Source organism: Phycobacter sedimenti (assembly GCF_038148855.1).
In the GTDB taxonomy this organism is placed as follows: domain Bacteria; phylum Pseudomonadota; class Alphaproteobacteria; order Rhodobacterales; family Rhodobacteraceae; genus Phycobacter; species Phycobacter sedimenti.
On the sequence record NZ_JBBVGR010000011.1, the window covers coordinates 119,053 to 144,411 of the forward strand.

22 protein-coding genes are annotated in these 25,359 nt (G+C 61.5%); 14 read left to right on the forward strand and 8 right to left on the reverse strand.

The window, feature by feature from the left end:
- Positions 1–50 precede the first annotated feature (50 nt).
- From mutL to AADA15_RS18300, 5 genes are all read left to right on the forward strand, one after another.
- Positions 51–1,958: a DNA mismatch repair endonuclease MutL gene (gene mutL, locus AADA15_RS18280; RefSeq protein ID WP_341642998.1), complete on the forward strand. Its 1,908-nt coding sequence runs from the start codon at positions 51–53 to the stop codon at positions 1,956–1,958.
- Positions 1,958–3,184, forward strand: coding sequence for a DNA recombination protein RmuC (locus tag AADA15_RS18285; protein ID WP_341642999.1), 1,227 nt, complete (start codon positions 1,958–1,960; stop codon positions 3,182–3,184). Before mutL ends, AADA15_RS18285 begins: the two co-directional genes overlap by 1 nt.
- Complete coding sequence (locus AADA15_RS18290; protein ID WP_341643000.1) at positions 3,181–4,521, forward strand: adenylate/guanylate cyclase domain-containing protein; 1,341 nt, start codon at positions 3,181–3,183, stop codon at positions 4,519–4,521. Before AADA15_RS18285 ends, AADA15_RS18290 begins: the two co-directional genes overlap by 4 nt.
- 37 nt (positions 4,522–4,558) lie before the next feature.
- Positions 4,559–4,882: a DUF3775 domain-containing protein gene (locus tag AADA15_RS18295; RefSeq protein WP_341643001.1), complete on the forward strand. Its 324-nt coding sequence runs from the start codon at positions 4,559–4,561 to the stop codon at positions 4,880–4,882.
- 120 nt (positions 4,883–5,002) lie between these two features.
- Entirely contained in the window at positions 5,003–6,739 is a 1,737-nt protein-coding gene (locus AADA15_RS18300; protein ID WP_341643002.1) for an amidohydrolase, read from the forward strand.
- Between the two features lie 825 nt (positions 6,740–7,564).
- Here the strand turns inward: AADA15_RS18300 and AADA15_RS18305 are convergent.
- From AADA15_RS18305 to AADA15_RS18325, 5 genes are read right to left on the reverse strand one after another with little or no spacing between them, the layout of a single operon-like run.
- The gene (locus AADA15_RS18305) at positions 7,565–8,707 is read right to left on the reverse strand and encodes a saccharopine dehydrogenase family protein (RefSeq protein ID WP_341643003.1); all 1,143 of its coding nucleotides are present in this window, start codon (positions 8,705–8,707) and stop codon (positions 7,565–7,567) included.
- A 15-nt stretch (positions 8,708–8,722) separates the two neighbouring features.
- Positions 8,723–8,971, reverse strand: coding sequence for a SemiSWEET family sugar transporter (locus AADA15_RS18310; protein ID WP_341643004.1), 249 nt, complete (start codon positions 8,969–8,971; stop codon positions 8,723–8,725).
- Positions 8,971–10,023, reverse strand: coding sequence for a saccharopine dehydrogenase (locus AADA15_RS18315; RefSeq protein ID WP_341643005.1), 1,053 nt, complete (start codon positions 10,021–10,023; stop codon positions 8,971–8,973). The genes AADA15_RS18310 and AADA15_RS18315 overlap by 1 nt, the downstream gene beginning before the upstream one ends.
- Before the next feature lie 26 nt (positions 10,024–10,049).
- Positions 10,050–10,664: a glutathione S-transferase family protein gene (locus tag AADA15_RS18320; RefSeq protein ID WP_341643006.1), complete on the reverse strand. Its 615-nt coding sequence runs from the start codon at positions 10,662–10,664 to the stop codon at positions 10,050–10,052.
- 25 nt (positions 10,665–10,689) lie between these two features.
- The gene (locus tag AADA15_RS18325) at positions 10,690–11,343 is read right to left on the reverse strand and encodes a histidine phosphatase family protein (protein ID WP_341643007.1); all 654 of its coding nucleotides are present in this window, start codon (positions 11,341–11,343) and stop codon (positions 10,690–10,692) included.
- A gap of 232 nt (positions 11,344–11,575) precedes the next feature.
- On the opposite strand from AADA15_RS18325, the gene AADA15_RS18330 reads away from it, so the two are divergent.
- A complete protein-coding gene (locus AADA15_RS18330) occupies positions 11,576–12,769 on the forward strand; it encodes a hydantoinase/carbamoylase family amidase (protein WP_341643008.1) in 1,194 nt (397 codons plus the stop codon).
- A 23-nt stretch (positions 12,770–12,792) separates the two neighbouring features.
- Here AADA15_RS18330 and AADA15_RS18335 read toward each other — a convergent pair whose 3' ends face one another.
- The 3 genes from AADA15_RS18335 to AADA15_RS18345 form a co-directional block, all read right to left on the reverse strand.
- Complete coding sequence (locus AADA15_RS18335) at positions 12,793–13,044, reverse strand: WGR domain-containing protein (RefSeq protein WP_341643009.1); 252 nt, start codon at positions 13,042–13,044, stop codon at positions 12,793–12,795.
- Positions 13,045–13,367: 323 nt separating this feature from the next.
- Positions 13,368–14,072, reverse strand: coding sequence for a response regulator transcription factor (locus AADA15_RS18340; RefSeq protein ID WP_341643010.1), 705 nt, complete (start codon positions 14,070–14,072; stop codon positions 13,368–13,370).
- Positions 14,069–15,970 carry a hybrid sensor histidine kinase/response regulator gene (locus tag AADA15_RS18345; RefSeq protein ID WP_341643011.1) on the reverse strand — a complete coding sequence of 634 codons (1,902 nt, stop codon included), beginning with the start codon at positions 15,968–15,970 and terminating at the stop codon, positions 14,069–14,071. Before AADA15_RS18345 ends, AADA15_RS18340 begins: the two co-directional genes overlap by 4 nt.
- 445 nt (positions 15,971–16,415) lie before the next feature.
- On the opposite strand from AADA15_RS18345, the gene AADA15_RS18350 reads away from it, so the two are divergent.
- From AADA15_RS18350 to AADA15_RS18385, 8 genes are all read left to right on the forward strand, one after another.
- On the forward strand, positions 16,416–18,389 hold the full coding sequence (locus AADA15_RS18350; RefSeq protein ID WP_341643012.1) for an AMP-binding protein: 1,974 nt from the start codon (positions 16,416–16,418) through the stop codon (positions 18,387–18,389).
- Positions 18,390–18,444: 55 nt separating this feature from the next.
- Complete coding sequence (locus tag AADA15_RS18355; RefSeq protein ID WP_341643036.1) at positions 18,445–19,254, forward strand: ABC transporter ATP-binding protein; 810 nt, start codon at positions 18,445–18,447, stop codon at positions 19,252–19,254.
- A gap of 29 nt (positions 19,255–19,283) precedes the next feature.
- On the forward strand, positions 19,284–20,270 hold the full coding sequence (locus tag AADA15_RS18360; protein WP_341643013.1) for a branched-chain amino acid ABC transporter permease: 987 nt from the start codon (positions 19,284–19,286) through the stop codon (positions 20,268–20,270).
- A 94-nt stretch (positions 20,271–20,364) separates the two neighbouring features.
- Positions 20,365–20,622: a hypothetical protein gene (locus AADA15_RS18365; RefSeq protein ID WP_341643014.1), complete on the forward strand. Its 258-nt coding sequence runs from the start codon at positions 20,365–20,367 to the stop codon at positions 20,620–20,622.
- Between the two features lie 3 nt (positions 20,623–20,625).
- On the forward strand, positions 20,626–21,702 hold the full coding sequence (locus AADA15_RS18370; protein WP_341643015.1) for a branched-chain amino acid ABC transporter permease: 1,077 nt from the start codon (positions 20,626–20,628) through the stop codon (positions 21,700–21,702).
- Positions 21,703–21,800: 98 nt separating this feature from the next.
- On the forward strand, positions 21,801–23,084 hold the full coding sequence (locus tag AADA15_RS18375; RefSeq protein ID WP_341643016.1) for an ABC transporter substrate-binding protein: 1,284 nt from the start codon (positions 21,801–21,803) through the stop codon (positions 23,082–23,084).
- A 171-nt stretch (positions 23,085–23,255) separates the two neighbouring features.
- The gene (locus tag AADA15_RS18380) at positions 23,256–24,092 is read left to right on the forward strand and encodes an ABC transporter ATP-binding protein (protein ID WP_341643017.1); all 837 of its coding nucleotides are present in this window, start codon (positions 23,256–23,258) and stop codon (positions 24,090–24,092) included.
- A gap of 17 nt (positions 24,093–24,109) precedes the next feature.
- Positions 24,110–25,327, forward strand: coding sequence for a phenylacetate--CoA ligase family protein (locus AADA15_RS18385; protein WP_341643018.1), 1,218 nt, complete (start codon positions 24,110–24,112; stop codon positions 25,325–25,327).
- The last annotated feature ends 32 nt before the right edge of the window (positions 25,328–25,359 follow it).

The window sequence follows — 25,359 nt, forward strand, 5'->3', positions numbered from 1 at the left end:
CGCGCTTTGCGGGTGGCAGAATCGAAGGGCTCCATGCTAAATTTTGCGGTATGAGCAGCCCAGACCCCCAAATCAGCGAAAAATCGCGCCCCATGATCCGTCAGCTGGACGACAGCGCCATTAACCGCATTGCCGCCGGTGAGGTGATCGAGCGCCCCGCCTCGGCGGTGAAGGAACTGGTTGAAAACGCCATCGACGCGGGCGCTACCCGCATCACGGTGGACATCGCCGATGGCGGCAAGACGCTGATCCGGGTCACCGACGATGGCTGCGGCATGACAGCCGAGGATCTGCCGCTCGCTCTGTCGCGCCACGCCACGTCAAAGATCGACGGCTCAGACCTTCTGAACATCCACACCTTCGGCTTTCGCGGCGAGGCGCTGCCCAGCCTTGGCGCCGTGGGTCGCCTGACGATCACCAGCCGCGCAGCAGGCAGCGATGCGGCGCAGATCCGGGTGGCGGGCGGCAAGATGGTCCCCGTGAAGCCCGCCGCCCTGCGCGCGGGCACCGTGGTAGAGCTGCGCGATCTGTTCTACGCCACCCCGGCGCGGCTCAAGTTCATGCGCACCGACCGGGCCGAGGCGCAGGCCATCGGCGATGTGATCAAGCGCCTTGCCATGGCGGAGCCCTCGGTTGGTTTCACCCTGCGGGATGTCTCGGGCGGCGGAGAAGGGCGTGTGACCTTCCGCGCTGATCCTTTGACCGGGGATCTGTTCGATGCGCTGCACGGGCGGCTGGCCTCGGTATTGGGGCGGGAGTTTGCCGAAAACGCGCTGAAGATCGATGCGACGCGGGAAGGCCTCCGGCTTTATGGCTATGCGGCGCTGCCGACCTATTCACGCGGCGCGGCGGTGGCGCAGTTCCTGTTTGTGAACACGCGGCCCGTGAAGGACAAGATGCTGACCGGCGCCCTGCGCGCCGCTTATTTCGATTTCCTCAGCCGTGACCGTCACCCGGCGGCGGCGCTGTTCATCGACTGTGACCCGACTTTGGTGGATGTGAACGTGCACCCGGCCAAATCCGAAGTCCGCTTCCGGGATCCCGGTCTTGCGCGCGGGCTAATCGTCTCTTCCCTGCGCCATGCGCTGGCCGAGGCGGGGCATCGCGCCTCCACCACCGTTGCCGGGGCCACGCTGGGCGCCATGCGGCCAGAGCAGGCGGGCGGTCAGACACCGCCGCATGTCTACCAGATGGACCGTCCCTCGATGGGCGCGCGCACGGCGGCCTACTCCGCGCAGCGGCCCGATTACACTCCAGTCCCACCCTATCAGCCCCCGCAGCAGACAGGCGGTTTTGCCGAGATGGCCAGCGCCTTCAGCGGTCAGGTGATCGAAGAGCCGACAGCGCCCCCCGCAAAGCAGGAACAGCCACCCGAGGCTCTCCCCCTCGGGGCTGCGCGCGGGCAGGTGCATGAGAATTACATCATCGCTCAGACCGCCGATGGCATGGTGATCGTCGATCAGCATGCCGCCCACGAACGGCTGGTTTATGAGAAGCTGAAGAAACAGATGGGTGAAAACGGTGTCGCGGCGCAGGCGCTGTTGATCCCCGAAATCATCGAACTCTCTGACAACGACTGCGCGCGCCTGTTGGCGGTGGCGGATGAACTGGCAAAATTCGGCCTCGGGATCGAAGCTTTCGGCGGAACTGCCGTGGCCGTGCGTGAAACCCCTGCAATATTGGGAGAGGTCAACGCAGAGGCCATGGTCAAAGACATCCTCGACGAACTCGATGATCAGGGCGAAAGCCAGCTGGTGCAGGCCCGGCTTGAGGCAATTCTGAGCCGGGTGGCCTGCCACGGCTCAATCCGGTCCGGTCGGCGGATGCGCGGGGAAGAGATGAACGCGCTTTTGCGGGAAATGGAGGCAACGCCCCATTCCGGCCAGTGCAACCATGGCCGTCCCACCTATGTGGAGCTGAAGCTCTCTGACATCGAACGGCTGTTCGGGCGCACATGATGGAAGGCATGGAAGAGGCCATCGCGAACATGGACCAGATCGGGACGATGATCCTGATCGGCGGCGGCTTTGCGGCGCTTTTGATCCTCTTGCTGGTGATGTCTTTGCGGGCCTCGGCACGGGCAGCCTCGGCGGTGGCGCCGCTGGCGCAGCAGATGGAGTATCTGGGCCAGTCGGTGCAGCAGCTGCGCGGCGGATTGCAGCATGTGTCGGACATGCAGGCAAATGCGCAGGTGCAGATGGTGCAGACGGTGGAGGCGCGGCTTTCGGATGTGCAGCAGCACATGAACGACCGGCTGGCGGACAATGCCCTGCGACAGGCCCGCGCCATGGCCGAGATGCAGGAACGGATGCAGGAGAGCCTCCATGGTAGCGCCAAGCGCACGGTGACTTCGCTGACGCAGCTGCAGGAACGGCTCGCCACCATCGACAAGGCGCAGGACAATATCACCAAACTGTCGGGGGATGTGCTGACGCTGCAGGATATCCTGTCGAACAAGCAGACGCGCGGCGCATTTGGAGAAATACAGCTCAACGATATCGTGTCCAAAGCTTTGCCCAGCGACGCCTACCGGTTTCAGGCGACGCTCAGCAATGGCAAGCGCGCCGATTGCCTGATCGACTTGCCCAATCCTCCCGGTCCCATAGTGATTGACAGCAAGTTCCCGCTGGAGCCCTATGAGGCGCTGCGCCGGGCGCAGACTCAGGATGAACTGGCCTATGCGGCGCGGCAGATGAAGACCGCCCTGCGCGCCCATATCCAGGCGATTGCGCAGAAATACATCATCGAGGGAGAAACGGCGGACGGCGCCATCCTGTTCCTGCCGTCCGAGGCGGTCTATGCCGAACTGCACGCCAATTTCACCGATCTTGTGCGCGAAGGGTTCGCGGCCAAGGTCTGGATCGTCTCACCCACCACCTGCATGGCGACGCTCAACACCATGCGTGCGATCCTGAAAGATGCCCGGATGCGCGAACAGGCGGGCGCCATCCGCAATGAGCTGGGCCTGTTGCACCGCGATGTAGAGCGGTTGGGCGACCGCGTAGGCAATTTGGACCGGCATTTCGCACAGGCCGCCAAGGATGTGGCTGAGATCAAGATCAGCGCCGACAAGGCCGGAAGACGGGCGCGGCGGCTCGACAATTTCGATTTTGAAGAGATCGAGAAAGCGACCGAACCAGCCCCAGGCGGAACCGTGGTCCCGCTGGAGCAGCCGGAGCGATGAGCAGCCTGTCGCCAGATCGGGAGCTGTTGCGGCGGGCAGAGGTCGACGCCGAACGGGTGGTTTCCCTGTTGCGGATCGGGGTGTCTCTGGGGCTGTTTGCCATCTTCTTTCTGACCGTCTGGGATAGCGTGGAGACGGTCGAAGACTATCTGCGCAGGCAATGGCTTTTCGCTCTGGCGACCATGTTTTCCTACCTCTTGCTGGGGTTGTTCACACTGTGGCGGGCGCGTCGGGGCCTGTTTCGGGGCTGGATGATCTGGACTGGTGTAACGCTGGACTGTGCCTTTCTGCTGGTGAATGCCTGGGTGGGGCTTGAGAATACCTCCCTCCCCGGTGGCGTGACCTTCCTGTTGCCGCCCATCTGGCTGGTACCGACCGTGCTGGCCTTCGCGGTCTTGCGGTTCAATCCATATCTGCAGGCCTATACGGTGGTCCTGATTGTCTCGGGTCTGTCCTTGATGATCCTGTGGCAGCCCGAAGAGGTTCCCGTGCAGGCTGCGGAGCGGGCGCTGTTTCTGTTGTCTCTGCCTCCGAACATCATCCGCATCTCGATGATCGCGCTGGCGGGGGTGGTGCTGGTGGTGGCAGCCTACCGCATGCGCGCCCTGCTGCATCGCTCTATCACCGAGGCGCAGGCGCGCACCAACCTGACCCGCTACCTGCCCGCGCAACTGGCCGGGCGTCTGGCGGATGGCGGCCTTGAGGAACTGCGACAGGGCCAGCGGCAGGAACTGGCGGTTCTGTTCATCGACATCCGCGGTTTCACGCAGTGGTCCGAAGCACGCGATCCGCAGGAGGTCAGCGCCCTCATCACCGAGTTCCGCCGCCGGGTGCAGCGGGCGGCTGCGCAAACCGGTGGGATGATCGACAAGTACATTGGCGATGCAGCCATGCTGCTGTTCGAAGGTAGGGATGGCGCCTGCCGCGCGCTGGACTGCGTCGATGCCCTTGATGCAGAACTCGAAGACTGGAGCACCGAACGCGCCAATGCCGGAGAGGCACCCGTTCTGGCCGGGATCGGGCTGCACTGGGGCGAGGTTTTCTCGGGTGTTGTGGGCAATTCAGAGCGGCTGGAGTACAGCGTCTTTGGCGATACGGTGAATACAGCGGCACGGCTTGAACAGATGACCCGCAGCGCCAATGCGCGGATCATAGCATCGGATGCGGTGTTTGCAGCAGCCGGAGCAGAGCCCGCGCGCGAGTGTTGGTCTGCCCTGCCTGCGGTGCATTTGCGCGGGCGCAGCAATGGGCTTGCTATCTTTGCACGGGGGCAATTGGGCCCGGATGCGCCCGGTATTGCCCCAGATCAAAGACTGGACGGAGCCACTGCTGTCTGATGGGGGCTATCCACGCGAACAGCAGGAGAGATGACAGATGTTGGAGATTTCCCCCAGAAAGGTTGCCCAGGTTGCAATGATGGCACGCGAACTGGATCGCGCCGAGGGTGAGTTGCGCGCCTTCATCGAGCGGATGAGCATGGACGATCAGGCCGAGTTGACAGCGGTCATGTGGATCGGACGCGGCAGTTTCGAGGCCGAGGAACTGACCGAAGCCATCGCCACTGCCCGAGAGGAAGCCACCACCCCGACCGCAGATTACCTGATCGGAACGCCGCATCTTGCGGACAACATCGAGGCGGGCCTTGAGGCCTTGGGCATTGATGTGGGCGATGTCGAAGACGACGTGATTGGGCGCTGAGACGTCTTGGTGGCTGTGATCCGAGGGTGATTTCCTTCCCTTGGGTCAGTGTTGATCGGATCAAGGTGTTCTCGCACACTCCTGTCACCTGCAGTGCATTTGCCGGTGACAGGGGGATTTATGAAGAAAAGGCATCTTCTGGCGCTGGCCTTGGCCGGTATTGCGGTGGCCTATGTCTTCTGGGCGCGCCCGCCCCGTGTTGATGCGGATCTCATCATATCTGGTGGTCCAATCCTGACCCTAAATGCCGATCAACCAGAGGCAGCGGCGCTGGCCATCTCGGGTGGTCGTATCGTTGCGGTGGGAACTCTGGAGGAAGCCCGCCGCGCGTTGCCCGATGCGGCGCGTTTTGATCTTGAAGGGCGAGCACTGCTTCCCGGGCTGATCGAGCCGCATACCCATCCCATTGCCGCGGCGCTGCTTGGGGCGGTGACGGATGTGTCCGCCTTCACGCACCTGTCGCGGGCCGAGGTAATTGCAACACTGGAGGCGGCGGCGCAGGGCGGCGGGTTGACGCCCTGGATCGTGGCCTACGGCTGGGATCCGGTTGCCTTGCCGGATCTGAACGCGCTGACCTTGGAAGAACTCGACCAGATCTCACCTGAAAAGCCGATGATCGTGCTGACCCAGATGATGCACGAAGCCTATGCGAACTCTGCCGCCTTGCGCGCTGCGGGTATCCCTTTTGAGGGAGGGCCGGAACGCCGCCACGGCGTATTGCGGGGCGAGGACGGGCGGCCCACCGGCACTTTGCGTGAACTCGAAGCCATCAACGCGGTCATGGCGGTGCTGCCACCGCCTTCCGATGCTGCGGTCGAGCTGTTGGTGCGGCGCCAATACGCGACCTATGCGAGGGCGGGCTATACCCAGATCGGCATCACCGGCGCTGTCGGACGCCACCCCGATCCGGTTGGCCTGTTGCAACGGGTCGCGGAGGAAACCGATTTTCTGCGCACGACGCTTTATCTGCTGCCGGAGCAGATGGAGAAGAACCCGCTGGAGACCACAGGGGATCTGCGCATCGTCGGGGTGAAGTTCTGGATGGATGGCTCTCCCTTTGCGGGCGGTGCTGCGACCCATGATCCCTATGCCGACAGTGATCTGACCCATGACAGGCTGGGCCTGCCGCACAGCCATATGGCGGGCCTGTCGATAACGCCCGACGGATTCCTGGATGAGATCCGCCCCCTGCACGCCGCGGGCTATCAGATCGCTGTCCATGCGCAGGGGGAGCGGGCGGTTGAGGCAGCGTTGCAGGCCTTCGAGGTCGTGCAACGCGAGGTGTCGCGCCCCGAACTGCACCACCGGCTGGAACACAATGCGCTGATCACCCCTGACCAGATCACCCGCGCCACGGCGGCAGGTGTGAGCCTTGGCTTCTTTGTCGATCACGTGCGGTTCTATGGCGATGCGCTCCCCAAACTGTTTGGCCCTGAACGGACCACTCGCTATATGCCGATGCGCTGGGCGGCAGAGGCAGGCGCGGTGACGGCGGTGCATGGCGATCACCCGGCCTCTCCGGTGGATCCCTTACGCACCCTGCGCACGGCGGTTGAGCGACGCTCGACCAGTGGAGCCGTTGTGGGCGCAGAGCAGGCACTGAGCGTGGAGCGGGCGCTGCAGGCCTTGACGCTGGATGCGGCGGCTCAGCTGGGTCTTGCGGAGGAGGTGGGTAGCCTGGAGGTGGGCAAACGGGCCGATTTCACGCTGCTGAACCGGGTGCCCGCCCGAGGCGATCTGGAGGGGCTCCGGGTGGAGGGCACCTGGCGGGAGGGGCAGCCCGTCGACACCCGCGCGATCCGCTGGCTGTCGCCGACTTTGGTTGTCAGCACGCTGATGGCCTATATCGGCGGCTAGAGCCCAAAGGACCCATTGGTGCCCAACTCGTTGCAGTAAATGTTGCCTTCGCAAATTAGGAGCGCGCTGGGAGGGCAATGACCGCTTTGAGCCCTCTTTGACTGATGCTGTACTTGGGACAAATGTCTGCTATTCAAAACCTGTGGAGACAATCCCTGTTTGGATTATTGCATTGAACACAAACGAAAATCGCAAAGCAACGCGTTTTGAGAGACTCTCTAATTGGATAATACTGAAGTTTGCGAGGCATGAAATTTGGGCGATCAAGGCTGCGCGAAAAGTGCCTTACTTCGCCCTATTCTCATTCGGCACTCTATGGCTTTGGTTCTTCCTCTCAATGATCCCGATTGGCGTCTTGTCAGTCCTTCTGCTTAAGAACACGGGAATTTTCGGGGTCGTCTTCAACATGATTCTAGGGCTTGGGGGGTTGGTAATTATCGCTCCGTGGTTCTTTCGTTGGTATTTCATCTGCACAGGTTTGATGCTTGGGAGGACCAAAATGGCGCAGTCTAAAGAAAATGAGGTTTCGGACCGACTTGAACGACTCGTAGGCACTAAGGCAGCATCAGAGAGTACCTGACAATACTAGCGCGCGTGTTTTCAGCTATCTCGCGGCCCATTCGAAAGCCGACGTTGGAGCAAGCGCAGCGAAAGCTCACTTTAGTCCGCACAGCAAGCATTGATCGGAGTCAGTTCCCGAAGAATTTTTTGAGAGCTGATCCGTCGTAAAATGTTGCCCAGAAAGACTCCCAGCCCTTTACAGCAACATCTACTGCAAAGGGCTGGCTCTGGTGCGGGGTTTTTTCGTGTCGCTGAAAGGCCGGATCAGGCGGTGTGGTCGATCACCTCAAGGTGCTGCGCCAGGGCGCCGATCTTGCCCATCCAATCTTCGATCAGCTTGGGATCGCTGGGGGCGGCGTGAACGCCTGCGGGGATCTGACGGTTCATCACCGCCTCGATGGCAAAGCTGACCGGGTAGGACACAAGGCGGGCCATGGCGGTGCCGCGTGCGTCGCCCCAGGCGTCCATCACATAGGTCTTGTGCCAGACCACCTCGCCGTCCTTTTCCGCCTTGAGGCTGACGCAGAGGACAACCCGGTCCGGCTCACCCTCGTCATAGGCGTTTTCGTCCCAGAACTGGTCGGACATTTCCTTGAGGCGGGCATCGCCTGCTTCACCTTCGAGGGTTTCGACCTCTTTAAAGACATCGGCCCAGGCCTCGGACCAGCCATTCAGGCGCAGTGTGCCGCGCACGAATTCCTTCACCGGCCAGGCCTCTTCGAACTCGTATTGCGCCATGAAGGGCAGGGAGTCGCGGTTGGGGTAGACCTCAAAGCTTTCGGGCGTGGGCAGCGGCGCGTCATAGCTGCTGATCGCGTCCCAGGGGCGGTCGACGCGCAGCTCGGAGTAGTCCCGCACCGATCGCGAGGGGGAGCGCAGCGCCTTCAGAACGCCCAGGGGCGACCAGCTGAACTTGTAGCGGAAGGGGTTCGGCGTTTTGGGAATGCCGCCGCAGTAGGAGATGAAGCTGATATGGTTGCCTGCATCATAGGCGTCGGAGGCCTTGTAGTCGTGCACCAGCGCATGGGCCATCAGGTGATCGATGCCGGGATCAAGGCCAACCTCGTTCACCAGCGCCACGCCTGCTTCGCGGGCCTTGTCGTCCAGCGCGCGCATTTCGGGTGCAATGTAGGAGGAGGAGACGAAATGCGCCCCCTTGGAGATCGCCAGCTCCGCCAGCTCCACATGCCAGTCACCGGGCAGCATCGAGACGACGACATCCGCCGCGCTCAGCATCTGGGCCAGGTTCGAAATGGAGAAGGCGTGAATGTTGGTGGTCAGATCGCCCACCGCCTCGCGTGCTTTTTCCGGGGTGCGGTTCCAGACCGCAACGTCATGGCCCGCCTCCAGAAGGCGGCGCAGGCCGGGGATGGCCGACAGGCCGGTTCCGCACCAGTGAATGGTCATGAGTGTCACTCCCTCTTATTTGTATTTCAGTTTGGCCGCGACAATGCAGAGCACAATCAGCAAGGCGCAGAAGTTGGCCAGGATCAATGGCATGTCGCCCACCATAAGCCCGTAGGCAAGCCAGAGCGATACGGTGAGCAGAAACAACAGATTGGCCGCAAGCGACAGGCCCGAGGTGTCCCGTGTGCTCCAGGCACGCCAGGCCTGAGGGATCCAGCAGATGGTTCCGAGGGCTCCGGCCAGATATCCGATGTAGAGTTCCATCAGGGGGTCATATGCTCGTCAAAGGTGGTCTTGGCCCGGCCCCAGACGCCCGCGTTCAGATCGCCCAAGGTCAGTAGCGACGGCAAGAGCTGCTCGGCATAGTCGACCGAGCTTTCGGCCGGTAGCATCGAGGGCAGGTTGTCGATCGCCATCACATCGAGCACCGGATCTTCTGCCACGCGTAGGGCAGGTGCCTCCCAGGTGGTGGCGCGGTTGTAGACCGGCACCGGATTGTAATCGCTGTCCGGGTCGCAGGCGACATCGCCGATGGCGGTCAGCTTGCGCGGCGCGCTCAGCGCTGATTGAGGCACAAAGACCGGGGTGCCAGGGCGCGCGAAGATGCAGTTAAGGAACAGATCGTGCTCAAGGATTTCCGGGAAGGGGCCACCGTGGGCCGTTTCTGCCATGTCCCATTTGGTGACAACGACGCCCATGGTCTCCAAAAGGTCCGCAGCACCTGTGCCAACACGCCCCAGAGCGCCGATCACGATGGCGTTGGGCCGGGCGTTTGCCACGTTGTACAGTTCGGCCGCCAGATCGGCGATCAGGGAATCCTTGTCTTTGTAGACGCCAACGGGACCGCAGGTCTCGCCGCGTTGCTGTGCGGCCCAGCACTTCAGGGTCACCGCCGCGCCCGCATAGCCGGCCCAATAGCCGAATGCCGCAACCCGGCGGCCGCTTTCGTCAACCAGGTATTCGAGATCGTAAAGCGTGCCGCCGCCCTGGCGGAACCGCTCCAGCAGGGCCTTGCCGGAATGCTGCCCCTTGAAGGCATGGCCGAACATGATGTGGCGATGCGGCAGGGGGGTGCCGTCTTCGGGCAGCTCTTTCAGGCCGAAGATGATCGCGTCCTTGGGTGCCTCTGGCCAGCTGTTTTCCGGCGCGATCTCGCAGCCTGCATCCACATAGCCCTGCAGGGGCAGGGCGCGGACCGAGCTTTCCTCGACCGTGACCTTGATCCCGGCCTCGATCAGCGCCTTTGCGCCCTCGGCGGTCAGCCCTACCCGTTCTTCGTTCGGGCGCTGCTCGGCCCGTACCCAGAGATGAGTCATTGCTCTTTCATTCCCTCAAACGTCTGTCAAAGCATGGATTTGGCGCGCACCGCCCGGACCGAGGCGCGCTGTTCCATCGCCGTCATGAATTCCTGGATCCTGGGGTAGTCCGCAATTGATACCCCGTCTCCTTCAAGCCAGGTGCAGACCACGAATAGATAGCAGTCCGCAAGGGAGATTTTTTCCCCCAGCACAAAGGGGCCGCGCAGCCCGTTTTCGCTGATGTAAGCGGCAGAGGTGGCCATGGTTTCCGGCACTTTTGCTGCCATGTCGTCAAACGAGGATTGCTGAGTCGCCCAGCGGCTGCCGCGCATCTTGTGGGCGTGGTTCACATGCATGGTAGAGGCAAGGTAGTACATCACCTCGCGCATGCGGGCCTGTTGCAGCGGGTGTTCGGGGCGCAGACCTGCCTCGGGCGCGAGATCCGCGACATAGTCCAGCAGGGCGCCGGTCTCCGTCAGAATGCTGTCCTCGACCACCAGCGCGGGCACGCGACCCTTTGGGTTGACCTTGTGGTAGGCGGGTTTCGTCTGTTCGGCGCTGGCGAAATCCACCTTCACCGGTTCATAGGCTAGGCCCGCCTCTTCGAGGGCGATGGCGACTGCGATGGAGATCGTACCGGGAGCGTAAAAGAGCTGCATGTTCCGTCCTCTTGTTTTGAAAGGGTCAAAGATGGGTCTGTGCGTAGTGTCTGTCCGGTGTTTCAAGGTGCGGCACCGCGTTGAACAGCACCGGCGACCAGTGGCCTCCAATCGGGAACAGCCGGTGCATGGAGGTGTTCATGATCGCCAGCGCCATACGGGACATACCATTGATATCCAGCGCCATGGCCTGGCGCATTGCCATGGAGATCAGCCCCCCTGAGGTGACGACGAGCGCTGGGCCATCTCCTGCCGCTATCTCGGTCAGGGCCGCCTGGGTCCGGGTTTCGAAATCTGTCCAGCTTTCGGGGGCGTCGTCGATCTTGTTTTCGGCCCATGCGCTCAGAACCTGTGGCAAATGGGCGATGAAGCCTTCGCGCTCCTGCGGGATCGAAAGTCCGTATTGGGCCTCCATCGCCTGCGCCAGCGTAAAGTACTCCATTTCATTGAGACGGGGATCCTGAACCACCTCTGCGGTGAAGCCCATACCGGCAGCGGTTTCGATATGTCGGGTGAGGGTGCCGCAGTAAATGCGCGGGTGGCTGGCGCCGCTGGCGCGCAGGTGTTCTCCCAGCCACGCAGCCTGCTGGTGGCCCAAATCGCTGAGGCGGTCGTAGCTGTGTTCATCGCGCGCCTCGGTGTTGGCCTGGCCGTGGCGGATCAGGGTGATATGAGACATGACGGGTGCTCCAGTGGTCTTTGCCGAGACTCTTAGGCGAGGGATCCCCGACATGGAAGAAAGGTTTCAGGTGCGGGTCGGTTTTTCGCGCGCGGCGGTCCTGTCGGTTGAAAAATCGGCGTAAGGTGCAGCTTGCAAAAGGTTAATGAATTGTGGAGATGTGTAAATCAGGACGCGAAATGCGTTACGGCCACTCAGAAAGGGTGCGCCGGAAGTGAAGGAGACCTCCGGGATGACCATCAGTCCCCAGCGTTTTTTGGCCGACCTGCATACTTTGAGATCATTTGGGGCGTCTGGCGTTGGCAAAGGGGTGGTTCGACCGGCCTTTAGCGCGGTTGAAATTGCGTCACGCCGGTGGCTTGCGAGCCGCATGCAGGAGGCTGGGCTGGAGGTTCGCTTTGATGCGCTTGGTAACCTGTTCGGTCTGGCCGGGGAAAAGTCGCTGCTGATCGGATCGCACAGCGACAGCCAGCCCGAAGGCGGCTGGCTTGATGGGGCGCTGGGCGTCATTGCGGGGCTGGAGATCGCCCGGGCCAGCAAGGAAACGGGCGGGCCGCCTATTTCCGTTGTCAGCTTTCAGGATGAAGAGGGGCGCTTTGGCGTTCTTACTGGTTCTGATGTCTGGACAGGTCGCTTGCCGATGTCCGAAGCGGATCAATTGACAGATAGCAGTGGCCAGACCTTGCGGTCGGCGCGCCAACGGATGAAGACAGGGGCGGACAGGACCGTGCCGCATGACCAGTTCACGGGCTATCTCGAAATGCACATCGAACAGGGGCCAGTGCTGGATGCATCCAGCGACCGGATTGGTGTGGTCACAGATATCGTCGGCATTCGCAATGTTCAGATCACCTTCAGCGGGCGCCAGAACCACGCGGGCACAACGCCCATGCACCTGCGCAGGGATGCTTTCCAGGCTTTGTCGGCTTTCAACATGCGGATGAATGAAAGGTTCGCGGATGTTGTGACGCCCGCGACGGTCTGGACCTTGGGCCATGTGGCGCTGCACCCCAACGCATCATCGGTCGTGCCTGGCAAGGTTGTTTTCACCTTCCAATGGCGGGACGCCGACAAGCAGCGTCTGAAGGTCATGGAGAAAATCCTTCGCGACACCTGTAGCGAGATTGCCCGTGATTATGGCATCGTGGCGGAGCTGGAAGCCGTGATGGGTATCGATCCCACGGCCATGGACGCGCAGCTGCAAGCGGCCTTGGCCGCCGCTGCCGAGGAACTGGCGCCCGGGCAGTGGCGCAAGATGCCCTCGGGCGCTTTGCATGATGCGTCCAATGTGGCGACGGTCATGCCCAGCGGAATGCTCTTCGTGCCTTCGATCGGGGGGATCAGCCACGCGTTTGACGAAGACACAGATGAAGCGGATCTGGTTCTGGGGCTTGAGGTGCTTGCAAAAGCCGCCCACGCGCTGTGATCTACGCGGGCGCGGAGCCCGGTTTATTCGGCTGCCATTGCTTGCATATGCGCCCGGTCGTAGCCGCGTTTGAGCATGCGGTTTCGGTGTTTGTCCGCAGCGACAGAGGCCTCACGCAGGTTGCCGTATATGTTGATCACGGACTGTCCATTGCGCCCTGAAACGCCCCACTCGCGAACAACGGAAACCTCTGAAAACAGGTTCATGGCCAGTTCGATCCGGTAAAACCGCGATGGGCGTCTGGGGGTTTGGCGATAGAGCAGACAGGTGGTCATGGGACGAATTTACCGGGACCGATTCGCGGCGGCAAGAGGGGATCAATCAAGGAGCTACTCCCGCCCGTTGCCAGGCTTTGACAAGCCCGGCGTCCGTTGGGCCCGGCGCCGCTGACGCGAATCGGTCCTCGGGGAGAGAAGTGCGCCTCGGTACGAGGATTGAACTTCAGGCTGAGTATCGATTTAGTCGTCTACTTGCCACCGTTCCACGCCGCGTCAGCGGCGCCGGGCCCAACGGGAGGCGCGTCTCGCAGAGACGCAGTCGACGGGCGGGAGAAGCGACGGGCGGGAAAAGCCCGCAGAATCTTGATGCGTCCCGGCTCTCAGGTCCAGTTCACGTCTCCAAGGAAGATATAGCCCGCACCGTATATGGTCTTGATCAGACGGGGGTTCTTGGGATCCTCACGCAGCTTGGTGCGCAGGCGTGAGACCCGCACATCCATGGCCCGGTCAAAGCTGTCCCCTGCCGCCCCGCCAAGCGCCTCTTGCATCTGTGCCCGTGAAATCAGCCGTTTCGGGCTTTCAAGGAACAGGCGCAGCACTTCCCCTTCGGCATGTGAAAAGGGCGTCTCTGCGCCGTCCTCGTCTTCCAGGACATAGCGGTCAAAATGAGCGGTCCAGCCGGAAAACCAAGCCGTGTTGCCGCTGGTGATTTGCGCGCGCGGGCCGCCGCGCAGGCGTGCGCGGATGCGGGCGACCACTTCGGTGGGGTCAAACGGCTTGGTGATGTAGTCATCCGCACCCAGTTCCAGGCCTGTGACCCGGTCCTGCACCTGTGCGCGCCCGGAGATGATGATCACCGCCGCGCCCTGTTCCAGCGCCAGCCTGTGCACCAGGCTTAAGCCGTCGGTGTCGGGCAGCGACAGGTCAACAAGGCAGACATCCGGCGTAACCCGTTTCAGCGAGGCCTCGAATTCCCGCGCGCGAGAGAAACTCTGCGTGCGAAAGCCTGCGTCCTCCAGCGTTTCGGTCAGGATCCGACGGATTTCAGGCTCATCGTCCAGGATGGTCACTAAAGGCGCGCTCATGATGTGGTCTCCGGTTTGATCAGCGCCGAAAGCTGCTGGGTGGTGAAGGGTTTTTGCAGAACGGGGCCACGCTGCAGGGCGGCGCGGTGCAGCGCATCGCCCGGTGGCAGGGATGTCATCAGGATGCAAGGCAGGCGAGAGCCTGCCAGCCGGTCGGCCAGATCGATGCCTGTTGCCTCTCCTTCCAGGCGGATATCCGACAGGACCAGGGCGATATCGGGGATATCCGCCGTCAGGGCCGAGGCCTCGTCCACGCCGGTCGCCTCGATCACCGAATAGCCAAGATCGATCAGCATGTCCCGGAAGGTGGCACGCAGGCTTTCGCTGTCCTCGACCAGAAGGGCAATTCCACCCGAGGCGTCGGGCGCCAGCCGGTAGGGCAGGCGCAGCGTGACGCTGGCACCCGAAACCGTATTGCCGATGCGCATGTCACCGCCGGTTGATTTCGCCATGTCATAGACAGTTGGCAGGCCGAGCCCCGACCCTTCGCTGCCCTTGGTGGTGAAGAAGGGGTTCAGCGCCTGTTTCAGCGCCTCTTGCGAAAAGCCTGGGCCAGTGTCCGTAACGGCGATCTCAAGCCAGGTCTGCCCGACCGCATGGGCGCTGACGGTGATCTGCCCGGTGGCGCCGCAGGCATCCCGGGCATTTAGGATCAGATTCAGCAGAGCATCCTGCAGCTTGCCCGCATCCAGCAGCAACAGGACGTCTGGCATGTTGTCGAGAATGCTGAGGCCAATGCCTTGGGGCAAAGAGGGGGAGGCGAGGATCTTCAGCTCGTTCAGCAGCACGTGCATGTCGGTCGCCTGCGGGCGCAGGGTGCGCTGGCCGGTCATCTCTCCGATCCGGTTGAGCAGTCGGCCGCCGCGCCGCGCTGCCGACAGGGTGCCCTGGATCAACTCCTCCGCTTCGGGCGGCAGGTCCATTTTCGCAAGCTTGCCCTGCATGCCAAGGATGATGGTCAGAAGGTTTGAAAAGTCATGCGCCAGTCCCGAGGTCATCTGCGCGGCCATCTCTCGTCGGCGCGCCTGTTGCAGGGCGACGCGCGCCTGGGTTTCTTCGGTCACGTCCATCGACAGAATGAAGACGCCGCCGCTGTTGTCCGGGGTGAAGGCGACACGGATGCGGCGGCTGCCGTGTTCTTCGGTGAATTCAAAGACCGGGCTGCTGCCCTTGTAGGCGGCCATCAGATGTGGCTCGATCCGGGCAAAGGCGGCAGGCCCTAGTGCTTCGGAGATATGCATGCCGAGGATGTCCGAGGGGCGGCTGGGAAAGACCGAACTCAGCCGTCGGTTCGTGTAGGTGTAATAGCCCTCGCTGTCCACGTGGGCGATATGGGCCGGCATCATTTCGGTGGTCAGACGGGTGCGCGCCTCGATCTCGGTCAACTGGCGCTTGGCCTCTTCCAAAGCGCTGTTGGTGGCGGCGAGCTTGCGGTTGGCGGCCGAGAGTTCTTCGGTGTGGGTGATCAACCGGTCTGACATTTCCTCGGACCGGGCCCGCAGCAAAAGCTCCACCCGTTTGGTGCGGGTTATATCCGTGTAGACCGAAACCCAGCCACCCCGGGGCAGGGGCGCTCCTTCGATCGAAATGACCTGTCCGTTGGCGCGGGTGCGCTCAAGGTAGTGCGGCACAAAGGCAAGTGCTTGTTCGACGCGGGCCTGAACGAAGTCGTCGATATCCTCGATGGGCCCATATTCCCCGCTTTCGGCGATGTGGCGTATGGTGTCGTCGAACCGCGCGCCGGGCGTGACCAGCCTGTCGGGAAGGGCGAACATTTCTTTGAAACGCCTGTTGCATACGGCCAGACGCAGGTCGCTGTCATAGATCGACAATGCCTGGGCGATCAGGTTGAGCCCGGCTGTCGTCATCGCGGCGCGCTGTTTGTCCGAGTGTTTCATCTTGTCTCCCGACCCTTGGCTAGCACTCTGCCGAAGCGTGGCAAAGGGCAGCAGCGGGCTTTGAAGTCCGCATTTTCGGTCATGTCAATCATTCAGGCACGGGGGGCGCTCCCGCCTGATCCGGAATTTTCTGCGAAAACACCTCCTCAGTTGGGCCCGGCGCCGCGCGTCGCGCGGCGCCGGGCCCAAGGCCGCCAAGGGGTCGAAAGACACCTGCGGGCGCGGGAGAGCTGCGTCATCATGCTGCGGTGTTTGCAGGGAAGCCGTGGAAAAATCGATATGAAACAGGCCCAAACAAGATCTTTTGTCCCTGTTACAATTCGTAAGATTTGGGAAAACATCAGGAAAAAGTTGACGCACTACCTTGGGGCAGGTCCTAATCGGGACCAGAATCGCGGCACAGCGATCGTCCGGCCGGGGGAGGCCGGAAAGGGAGGAGATAAAATTGGCTCAGACGCAGTCGGGCGCCGCGGGACTTCAGTCCCTGCCGGCGCTGCTTGAACGTAACGCCACCGAGTTTGCCGATCAGCCCGCCTATCGGGAAAAGGAATTCGGCATCTGGCAAGCCTGGACCTGGGCGCAAGCCGCCAAGGAGATCGAGGCGCTGGCTCTTGGCCTGATCAACCTCGGTGTTCAGGAAGGCGACTTCATCGCCATCATCGGGCGCAACCGTCCTTACCTCTATTGGTCGATGGTTGCCGCTCAGTCAGTGGGTGCGGTCCCGGTTCCGGTCTACAACGATTCCGCCGCCGAAGAGATGGCCTATGTGCTGGACCATTGCGGTGCGCGCTATGTGATCGCAGAGGATCAGGAACAGGTCGACAAGGTTCTTGAGATCCAGGACCAGCTGCATGAATTGAAGCATGTGATCTACCTCGATCCGCGCGGCATGCGCAAATACGACCACCATACCCTGCACCAGTACAGCCATGTGCAGGAACAGGGGCGTGCGGCTTATGACGAGTGGATCACGGACCTGAAAGAACGCCGGGGCAAACTGACCTACGACAGCACCTGCGTGATGCTTTATACGTCGGGCACCACCGGTAAGCCCAAGGGCGTGGTTCTCTCGAACCGCAACGTGATTGAAAGCGCCAAGAATTCGGCCGATTTCGATGGGCTCACCCGCAACGAGGATATCCTGTCCTATCTGCCGATGGCCTGGGTGGGCGATTTCATCTTCTCAATCGGCCAGGCCTACTGGTGCGGCTTCTGCGTGAACTGCCCCGAAAGCCAGGACACGATGATGACCGACCTGCGCGAGATCGGGCCGACCTATTTCTTTGCTCCGCCGCGCGTGTTCGAAGGCCAGCTGACCAGCGTCATGATCCGCATGGAAGACGCAGGCAATCTGAAGCGCAAGATGTTCCACCACTTCCTGGCCCACGCCAAGAAGGTTGGCGGCGACATTCTGGACGGCAGGCCCGTCGGCCTGATGGACCGGCTGAAATACAAGCTGGGTGATATTCTGGTCTATGGCCCGCTGAAAGATACGCTTGGCTACGGTCGCATCCGGGTCGGCTATACCGCGGGTGAAGCGATCGGCCCCGAGATCTTTGATTTCTACCGCTCACTGGGGATCAATCTCAAACAGCTTTACGGTCAGACCGAAGCAACGGTCTTCATCACCGTGCAGCCCGATGGTGAAGTGCGCGCCGATACCGTTGGCGTGCCTGCACCCGATGTCGAGATCCGCATTGATGACAGTGGCGAGATCTTCTACCGCTCGCCGGGCGTCTTTGTGGAATACTACAAGAACGCCGAGTCCACCGCTTCGACCAAGGATCCAGAAGGCTGGGTGGCAACAGGCGACGCGGGCTTCATCGAGACCGATAGCGGCCATCTGCGCATCATCGACCGCGCCAAGGACGTTGGCAAAATGGCCAGCGGCGCGATGTTCGCCCCCAAGTATGTCGAGAACAAGCTGAAGTTCTATCCCGACATCCTTGAAGCTGTGCTCTTTGGCAACGGCAAGGACCGCTGCGTCGCCTTCATCAACATCGACCTCACGGCGGTGGGCAACTGGGCCGAGCGCAACAACATCGCCTATGCCTCCTATCAGGAACTGGCGGGCCATCCGCGGGTTCTGGAAAGCATCCGCCAGCATGTGGAAGAGGTGAACAAATCCGTCGCCGCCGACGAGATGCTGTCGGGCTGCCAGGTGCACCGGTTTGTCGTGCTGCACAAGGAACTGGACGCGGACGACGGTGAGATGACCCGCACCCGAAAGGTGCGCCGCCGCATCGTCGAGGACAAGTTCGCCGATATCATCAGCGCGCTTTACGACGGATCCGAGAAGATCTCGACCACCACCGAGGTGACCTACGAGGACGGCCGCAAGGGTGCGATCAGCGCCACGCTGACAATCATGGATGCCAAGGTTGTCCCGGTAACCCCTCAGCAGGTGGCAGCCGAATGATGATCCGCGCGACAAAGACAGGCAGCCAGAAAAAGGGGCTGGGCACGTGAAAGACATGCAAGAAGGATACGTCACCGAGGACGGCCGCAAGATTGGCGGCGTGGTGATGGAAATGAAGAACATCACTCTGCGCTTTGGCGGTGTGGTGGCGATCAAGGACATTTCGTTCGACATCCGCCAGGGCGAGATCCGCGCGATCATTGGTCCCAACGGTGCGGGCAAGTCCTCGATGCTGAACGTGATCTCGGGCTTTTACATCCCGCAGGAAGGTCAGGTCCTTTATCAGGGCAAGCCGCGCCCGCAGATGCGCCCCTACGAGGTTGCGCGTCAGGGCATCGCGCGCACCTTCCAGAACATCGCCCTGTTTGAAGGGATGAGCGTTCTGGACAACGTGATGACCGGGCGGCTCAACTACATGAAGACGGGGTTGTTCAGCCAGGCCCTGTGGAAGGGCAAGGCCGAGAAGGAAGAGACCGAGAACCGCGAAGTGGTGGAAAAGGTCATCGACTTCCTGGAGATTCAGCACATCCGCAAAACCCCGGTGGCACGTCTGCCTTACGGTCTGAAGAAACGGGTGGAACTGGCGCGTGCCCTTGCGGCCGAGCCGAGCCTGCTCCTTCTGGATGAACCGATGGCGGGCATGAACGTCGAGGAAAAAGAGGACATGTCCCGCTTCATCCTTGATGTGAATGATGAATTCGGCACCACCATCGCCTTGATCGAACACGATATGGGCGTGGTGATGGATCTGTCCGACCGGGTGGTCGTGATGGATTACGGCAAGAAGATCGGCGATGGCACGCCGGACGAGGTCCGCAACAACCAGGATGTGATCGACGCCTATCTCGGCGTTGCGCATGACTGACCATCAGACCGGCTTGAGGGAGGCGAAACATGCCTGAACAACTGATTTTTGCGATGGAAGTCACGCTCAACGGTCTGATGGCCGGCGTGCTCTATGCGCTTGTCGCGCTCGGATTTGTCCTGATCTACAAGGCATCCGGCATCTTCAACTACGCCCAGGGCGTCATGGCGCTGTTCGCGGCGATGACGCTTGTGGGGATCATGAACGGTCAGGTGCCCTTTGCGCATCTGATCAACGCGATCTTCGGTGGCCACATCACCCACTTTGGCTGGACGATCCCGTCCTTCATCGCGATCCTTCTGACCGTGGCGGTGATGGTCCTTTTGGCCTGGCTGGTGCAGGTGCTGGTGATGAAGCATCTGGTGGGTCAGGAGCCGATCATCCTGTTCATGGCGACCATTGGTCTGGCCTACTTCCTGGAAGGCGTGGCCGACCTAATGTGGGGCTCCGAGATCAAGACGCTGGACGTCGGCATCCCGCAAGGCATCAATCTCTGGATCGACGAGAAGACCTACAACATCTTTGGCTACGGATTCTTCATCGACAACCTCGACATCGTGGCGACCATCGTGGCGGCGCTCCTGGTGACGGGCCTCGTGATCTTTGCCCAGTACACCAAGCAGGGCCGCGCTATGCGCGCCGTGGCGGATGATCACCAGGCGGCTCTGTCGGTCGGTATCTCCCTGAACTTCATCTGGGTTCTGGTCTGGTCGGTTGCCGGTTTCGTGGCTCTGGTTGCGGGCATCATGTGGGGCACCAAATCGGGCGTGCAGTTCTCGCTGTCGCTGATCGCCCTCAAGGCCCTACCGGTTCTGATGCTCGGCGGCTTTACCTCGATCCCCGGCGCCATCGTGGGCGGCCTGATCATCGGTGTCGGCGAGAAGCTGTTTGAATTCGCCATCGGCCCGATGGTCGGCGGCGCCACCGAAAACTGGTTCGCCTACGTTCTGGCGCTTCTGTTCCTGGTGTTCCGCCCGCAAGGCCTATTCGGGGAGAAGATCATCGAAAGGGTCTGACGCAGACCTCTGACATCAAGGGCGGTTCCGTTCGGGGAGGGATGGGGCCGCACCGCAGGAGACTGAACGCAGGCTAAGAAGGGAGGAAAGACGCATGAAGAAGCTCATTGCCATCGTCAATGTGATCGCCTGGTCCGGATTCTGGGCCTTCGGCTACCTGGCGCTGACCTCCGGAGATTTCACCGACACACAGGTCGTGATCTCCGCCCTTCTGGCCGCCGTCGGTCTTTTTACAGGGATCCTCGCCTATCTGCGACTGGCCCGCATGGCCGAGGCCAGCGGATATGCGAAGAAGACAAATCAACTGGACGCAGCGGCCCGCAACCGCGCGCAGGAAAAAGGGAGCATCTAGAGCATGTTCTACCGTGAAGCCGGGGACTTTAAGGTCTCTTATCAGGACGACAGCCAGACGTTTCCGATCAAGTTCGATCGCTACCGTTACTATGTGGTGCTGGCCGTGGCCTTTCTGGTCATCCCCTTTATCATCAACGACTATTGGGCCAATGCGATCCTGCTGCCGTTCCTGATCTACTCGATCGCGGCCATCGGTCTGAACATCCTCGTCGGTTACTGCGGACAGGTGAGCCTCGGTACAGGTGGTTTCATGGCGGTGGGGGCCTATGCCGTCTACAAGCTGATGACGGCCTTCCCAGAGGTGAGCATGTTTATCCATGTTCTGCTGGCGGGTGGCATCACGGCGCTGGTCTGCGTGGCCTTTGGCCTGCCGTCCTTGCGCATCAAGGGCTTCTACCTCGCGGTGGCAACGCTGGCGGCGCAGTTCTTCTTGGTCTGGTTGTTCAACCGTGTGCCGTGGTTCTACAACTACTCGGCCTCGGGACAGATCAACGCGCCTGAGCGTGACTTCTTCGGCATCATCATCACCGGCCCGAATGCCTCGTCCTGGGCAACCTACTTCTTCTGCCTGATCTTCCTGACCTTCTGCGCCATCGTGGCCCGTAACCTGACTCGCGGCACCACCGGGCGGACCTGGATGGCGATCCGTGACATGGACATCGCCGCCGAGATCATCGGGGTGAACCCGCTCAAGGCGAAACTCACCGCCTTTGCCGTCTCCGGCTTCTTCATCGGCATCTCGGGCGCGCTGTTCTTTGCGGTCTATCTCGGCGCCGTCGAAGTAGGTGAGGCCTTTGGCATCAACAAGTCGTTCCTGGTGCTGTTCATGGTGATCATCGGCGGCCTGGGCTCGATCTTCGGCTCCTTCGCCGGCGCGGCCTTCCTGGTTCTGCTGCCGGTCGTGCTCAAGGTGATCGGGGTGGACATGATGGGCTGGCCCACCGACATCGTGGCGCATTTCCAGCTGGTGATCGTCGGCGCGCTGATCGTCTTCTTCCTGATCGTGGAGCCGCACGGGCTGGCCCAGCTGTGGCGCGTGGCCAAGGAAAAACTGAGACTCTGGCCTTTCCCGCACTGATGCGGGACCGGCAGATCGACGCGGGGACACCAAGAAGAGCCAAGTTCCACGCCCCGCATCAAACCAATCGGATGAGACCAATGGGAGGATTTAACCCGATGAAACTGAAACTGACTACCTTGGCGCTGGGTGCGCTGATGGCCGCAGGCCCCGCCATGGCGGACCTGGTGTTCCCGTCGCTCAGCTACCGTACCGGCCCCTATGCTGCCGGCGGCATCCCTTTCGCGGATGGCTATGCCGACTACTTCACCCTGGTGAACGAGCGTGACGGCGGCATTGGTGGCGTCAAGGCGCGCCTGATCGAGTGCGAGACCGGCTACAACACCGAAAAGGGTGTGGAATGCTACGAATCCACCAAGGGTGAAGGCGCGCTGATCTATCAACCGCTGTCCACCGGTATCACCTATCAGTTGATCCCGAAAACCGCCGCTGACGGCATCCCGCTCCACACCATGGGCTATGGCCGGACCTCGGCAGCCAACGGCAAGGTGTTCGGCAACGTCTTCAACTACCCGGCAAACTACTGGGATGGCGCCTCTGGCATCATCACCTACCTGCTGGACAGCAACGGCGGTGACATCAAAGGCAAGAAGATTGCCCTGCTGTATCACAACTCTGCCTATGGCAAAGAGCCGATCCGCACCCTGGAAGAGCTTTCCAAGAAGCACGGCTTCGAGCTGTCGACCCTGCCCGTTGACCACCCCGGTCAGGAGCAGAAGTCCCAGTGGCTGCAGATCCGCCGCGACCGTCCAGACTATGTCGTGATGTGGGGCTGGGGCGTGATGAACCAGGTTGCCATTCAGGAAGCCGCAAACGTTCGGTTCCCGATGGAAAACTTCATTGGCGTCTGGTGGTCCGGTGCCGAGCATGACGTTCTGTCTGCCGGCGCACAGGCTGACGGCTACAAGGCCGTGACCTTCCACAACGTTGGCCGTGATTTCCCGGTGTTTGACGACATCCAGAAATATGTCGTGGACAAGGGGCTGGCCGCAGGTGCGGGCGATCAGATCGGTAACGTTCTTTACAACCGTGGCATGTATGCGGCGATGCTGGCTGTCGAAGCCGCCAAGACCGCACAGGAAATCCACGGCGTGAAGGACATCACCCCGGCGATGATGCGCGACGGTATGGAAGCGCTGGAAATGCCCGAGGCACGTATGTCCTCGCTGGGCATGCCCTACTTCGGCCCGTCCTTCAACGTTTCCTGTGAAAACCACGGTGGCCCCGGCCTCGTCGGCATGACCCAGTGGGATGCGGACACGAAGACCTGGAGCCTGATCTCGGATTTCCAGAAGACGGATACCTCCGTGATCCAGCCGCTGATCGATGCCGACTCGGCGTCCTATGCTTCGGAAAACAACATCGAAGGCCGTTGTAAGTAAGCCTTTTCCGCTCCTTCCCAAGGCGGGAGCGGGATCAGAAATCCGGTGCGGCGGCGTGCTGCCGCACCACCTTCGAAGAGACACCGATCCGGGCGTTTGCGAGTTGACAGACGTCGCAAACCGAACCGGACCAGGCCGCAACAGGCCGTGACCGCATGAGGACAAACTTTGATGCTCGATGCAGCAAACACCACCGATGTGCAGGCCGAGACCCTGCTTGAGGTCAACAATATCGAGGTGATCTACAACCACGTGATCCTCGTGCTGAAGGGCGTCAGCCTGAAGGTTCCAAAAGGCGGGATCACCGCGCTTCTGGGCGGCAACGGAGCCGGTAAGACGACCACGCTCAAGGCGGTTTCCAACCTGCTGCACTCCGAACGTGGGGAAGTGACCAAGGGCTCGATCAAGTATCGTGGTCAGGACATGCACGCACAGGACCCCGCCGATGTGGTGCGCAAGGGTGTGATCCAGGTGATGGAAGGCCGTCACTGTTTCGAGCACCTCACCGTCGAAGAGAACCTTTTGACCGGCGCCTATACGCGCGGCGACAGCAAGGCCGACATCCAGCGCGATCTCGAGATGGTCTACAGCTACTTCCCGCGCCTGAAAGAGCGTCGCAAATCGCAAGCGGGCTATACCTCGGGCGGCGAACAGCAGATGGTGGCCATGGGCCGCGCGCTGATGAGCCGCCCCGAAACCATCCTTCTGGATGAACCCTCCATGGGTCTGGCGCCACAGCTGGTGGAGCAGATCTTTGGCATCGTGAAATCGATCAACGAGAACGAAGGCGTGACCTTCCTTCTGGCCGAGCAGAACACCAACGTGGCTCTCCGCTTTGCCCACTATGGCTATATTCTGGAATCGGGCCGCGTGGTTATGGATGGCCCGGCTGCCGAGCTGCGCGAAAACCCTGACGTCAAGGAATTCTACCTTGGCATGTCCGATGAGGGTCGCAAAAGCTTCCGCGACGTGCGCTCCTATCGCCGCCGCAAGCGGTGGCTGAGCTGATGCGGGATGGAAATGACATGAGTTTCTTTGACACACTCGAAACCCGTTCCGCCGATGAGCGCGCCACCGATCTGGCCAAGGCGCTCCCTGCGCAGATCGCCCGTGCAAAATCCGCTCCCGGCTATGGCTCGGCCCTGGCCGACGTGGACCCGGCTGCGATCACCAGCGCGGCGGATCTTGCTGCCTTGCCGGTGCTGCGCAAGTCCGAGCTGAGCCGCGCCCAGGCAGAGAATGCGCCCTTTGGTGGGTTCACGGTGAAGCCGGCCCATGGGTTTGCGCATATCTTCCAGTCTCCTGGTCCGATTTACGAACCGGGCGGCAGCGAACACGACTGGTGGCGCATGGGGCGTTTCCTGCACGCGGTCGGCATTGGCGCCGGAGATGTGGTGCAGAACTGCTTTGGCTATCACCTGACGCCTGCGGGCATGATCTTTGAAAGCGGGGCCCGTGCCGTGGGCGCTGCGGTTCTGCCGGCGGGAACCGGGCAAACGGAACTGCAGGTGACTGCGGCCCGCGATGTGGGCGCAACCGCTTATGCCGGTACGCCTGACTATCTGAAAGTCATCCTCGACAAGGCTGAATCCATGGGCGTGCAGCTCGGGTTCAAGAAGGCCGCTGTGGGCGGTGGCGCGCTGTTCCCGTCGCTGCGCCAGGAGTACGCCGACCGCGGCATCACCTGCCTGCAGTCCTACGCCACGGCGGATCTGGGCAACATTGCTTACGAAAGCGCCGCGATGGAGGGGATGATCGTCGACGAAAACGTCATCGTCGAAATCGTCACCCCCGGGACCGGTGCCCCCGTGGCGCCGGGCGAGGTGGGAGAGGTGGTCGTGACCACGCTCAACCCCGATTATCCGCTGATCCGATTTGCTACCGGCGATCTGTCAGCGGTGCTGCCGGGTGTCTCGCCTTGTGGCCGCACCAATATGCGCATCAAGGGCTGGATGGGCCGCGCCGATCAGACCACCAAGATCAAGGGCATGTTCGTGCGCCCCGAGCAGGTGGCCGCACTGGTCGACAAGCATGACGAGATCGTCAAGGCCCGCGTCATCGCTGCGCGCGATGGCGAGATGGACACGATGACCGTTCAGATCGAAGCTGATGGCGGTGATGATGTGACCTTTGGCAAGTCGGTGATCGAAGTTCTGAAACTCAAGGGCAAGATCGAAGTTTTTGCGCCCGGAAGCCTGCCCAAGGATGGTCTGGTGATCGAGGATCAGCGCAGCTACGACTGACTGGCATTGACTGATTTGATCCAAACAGCCGG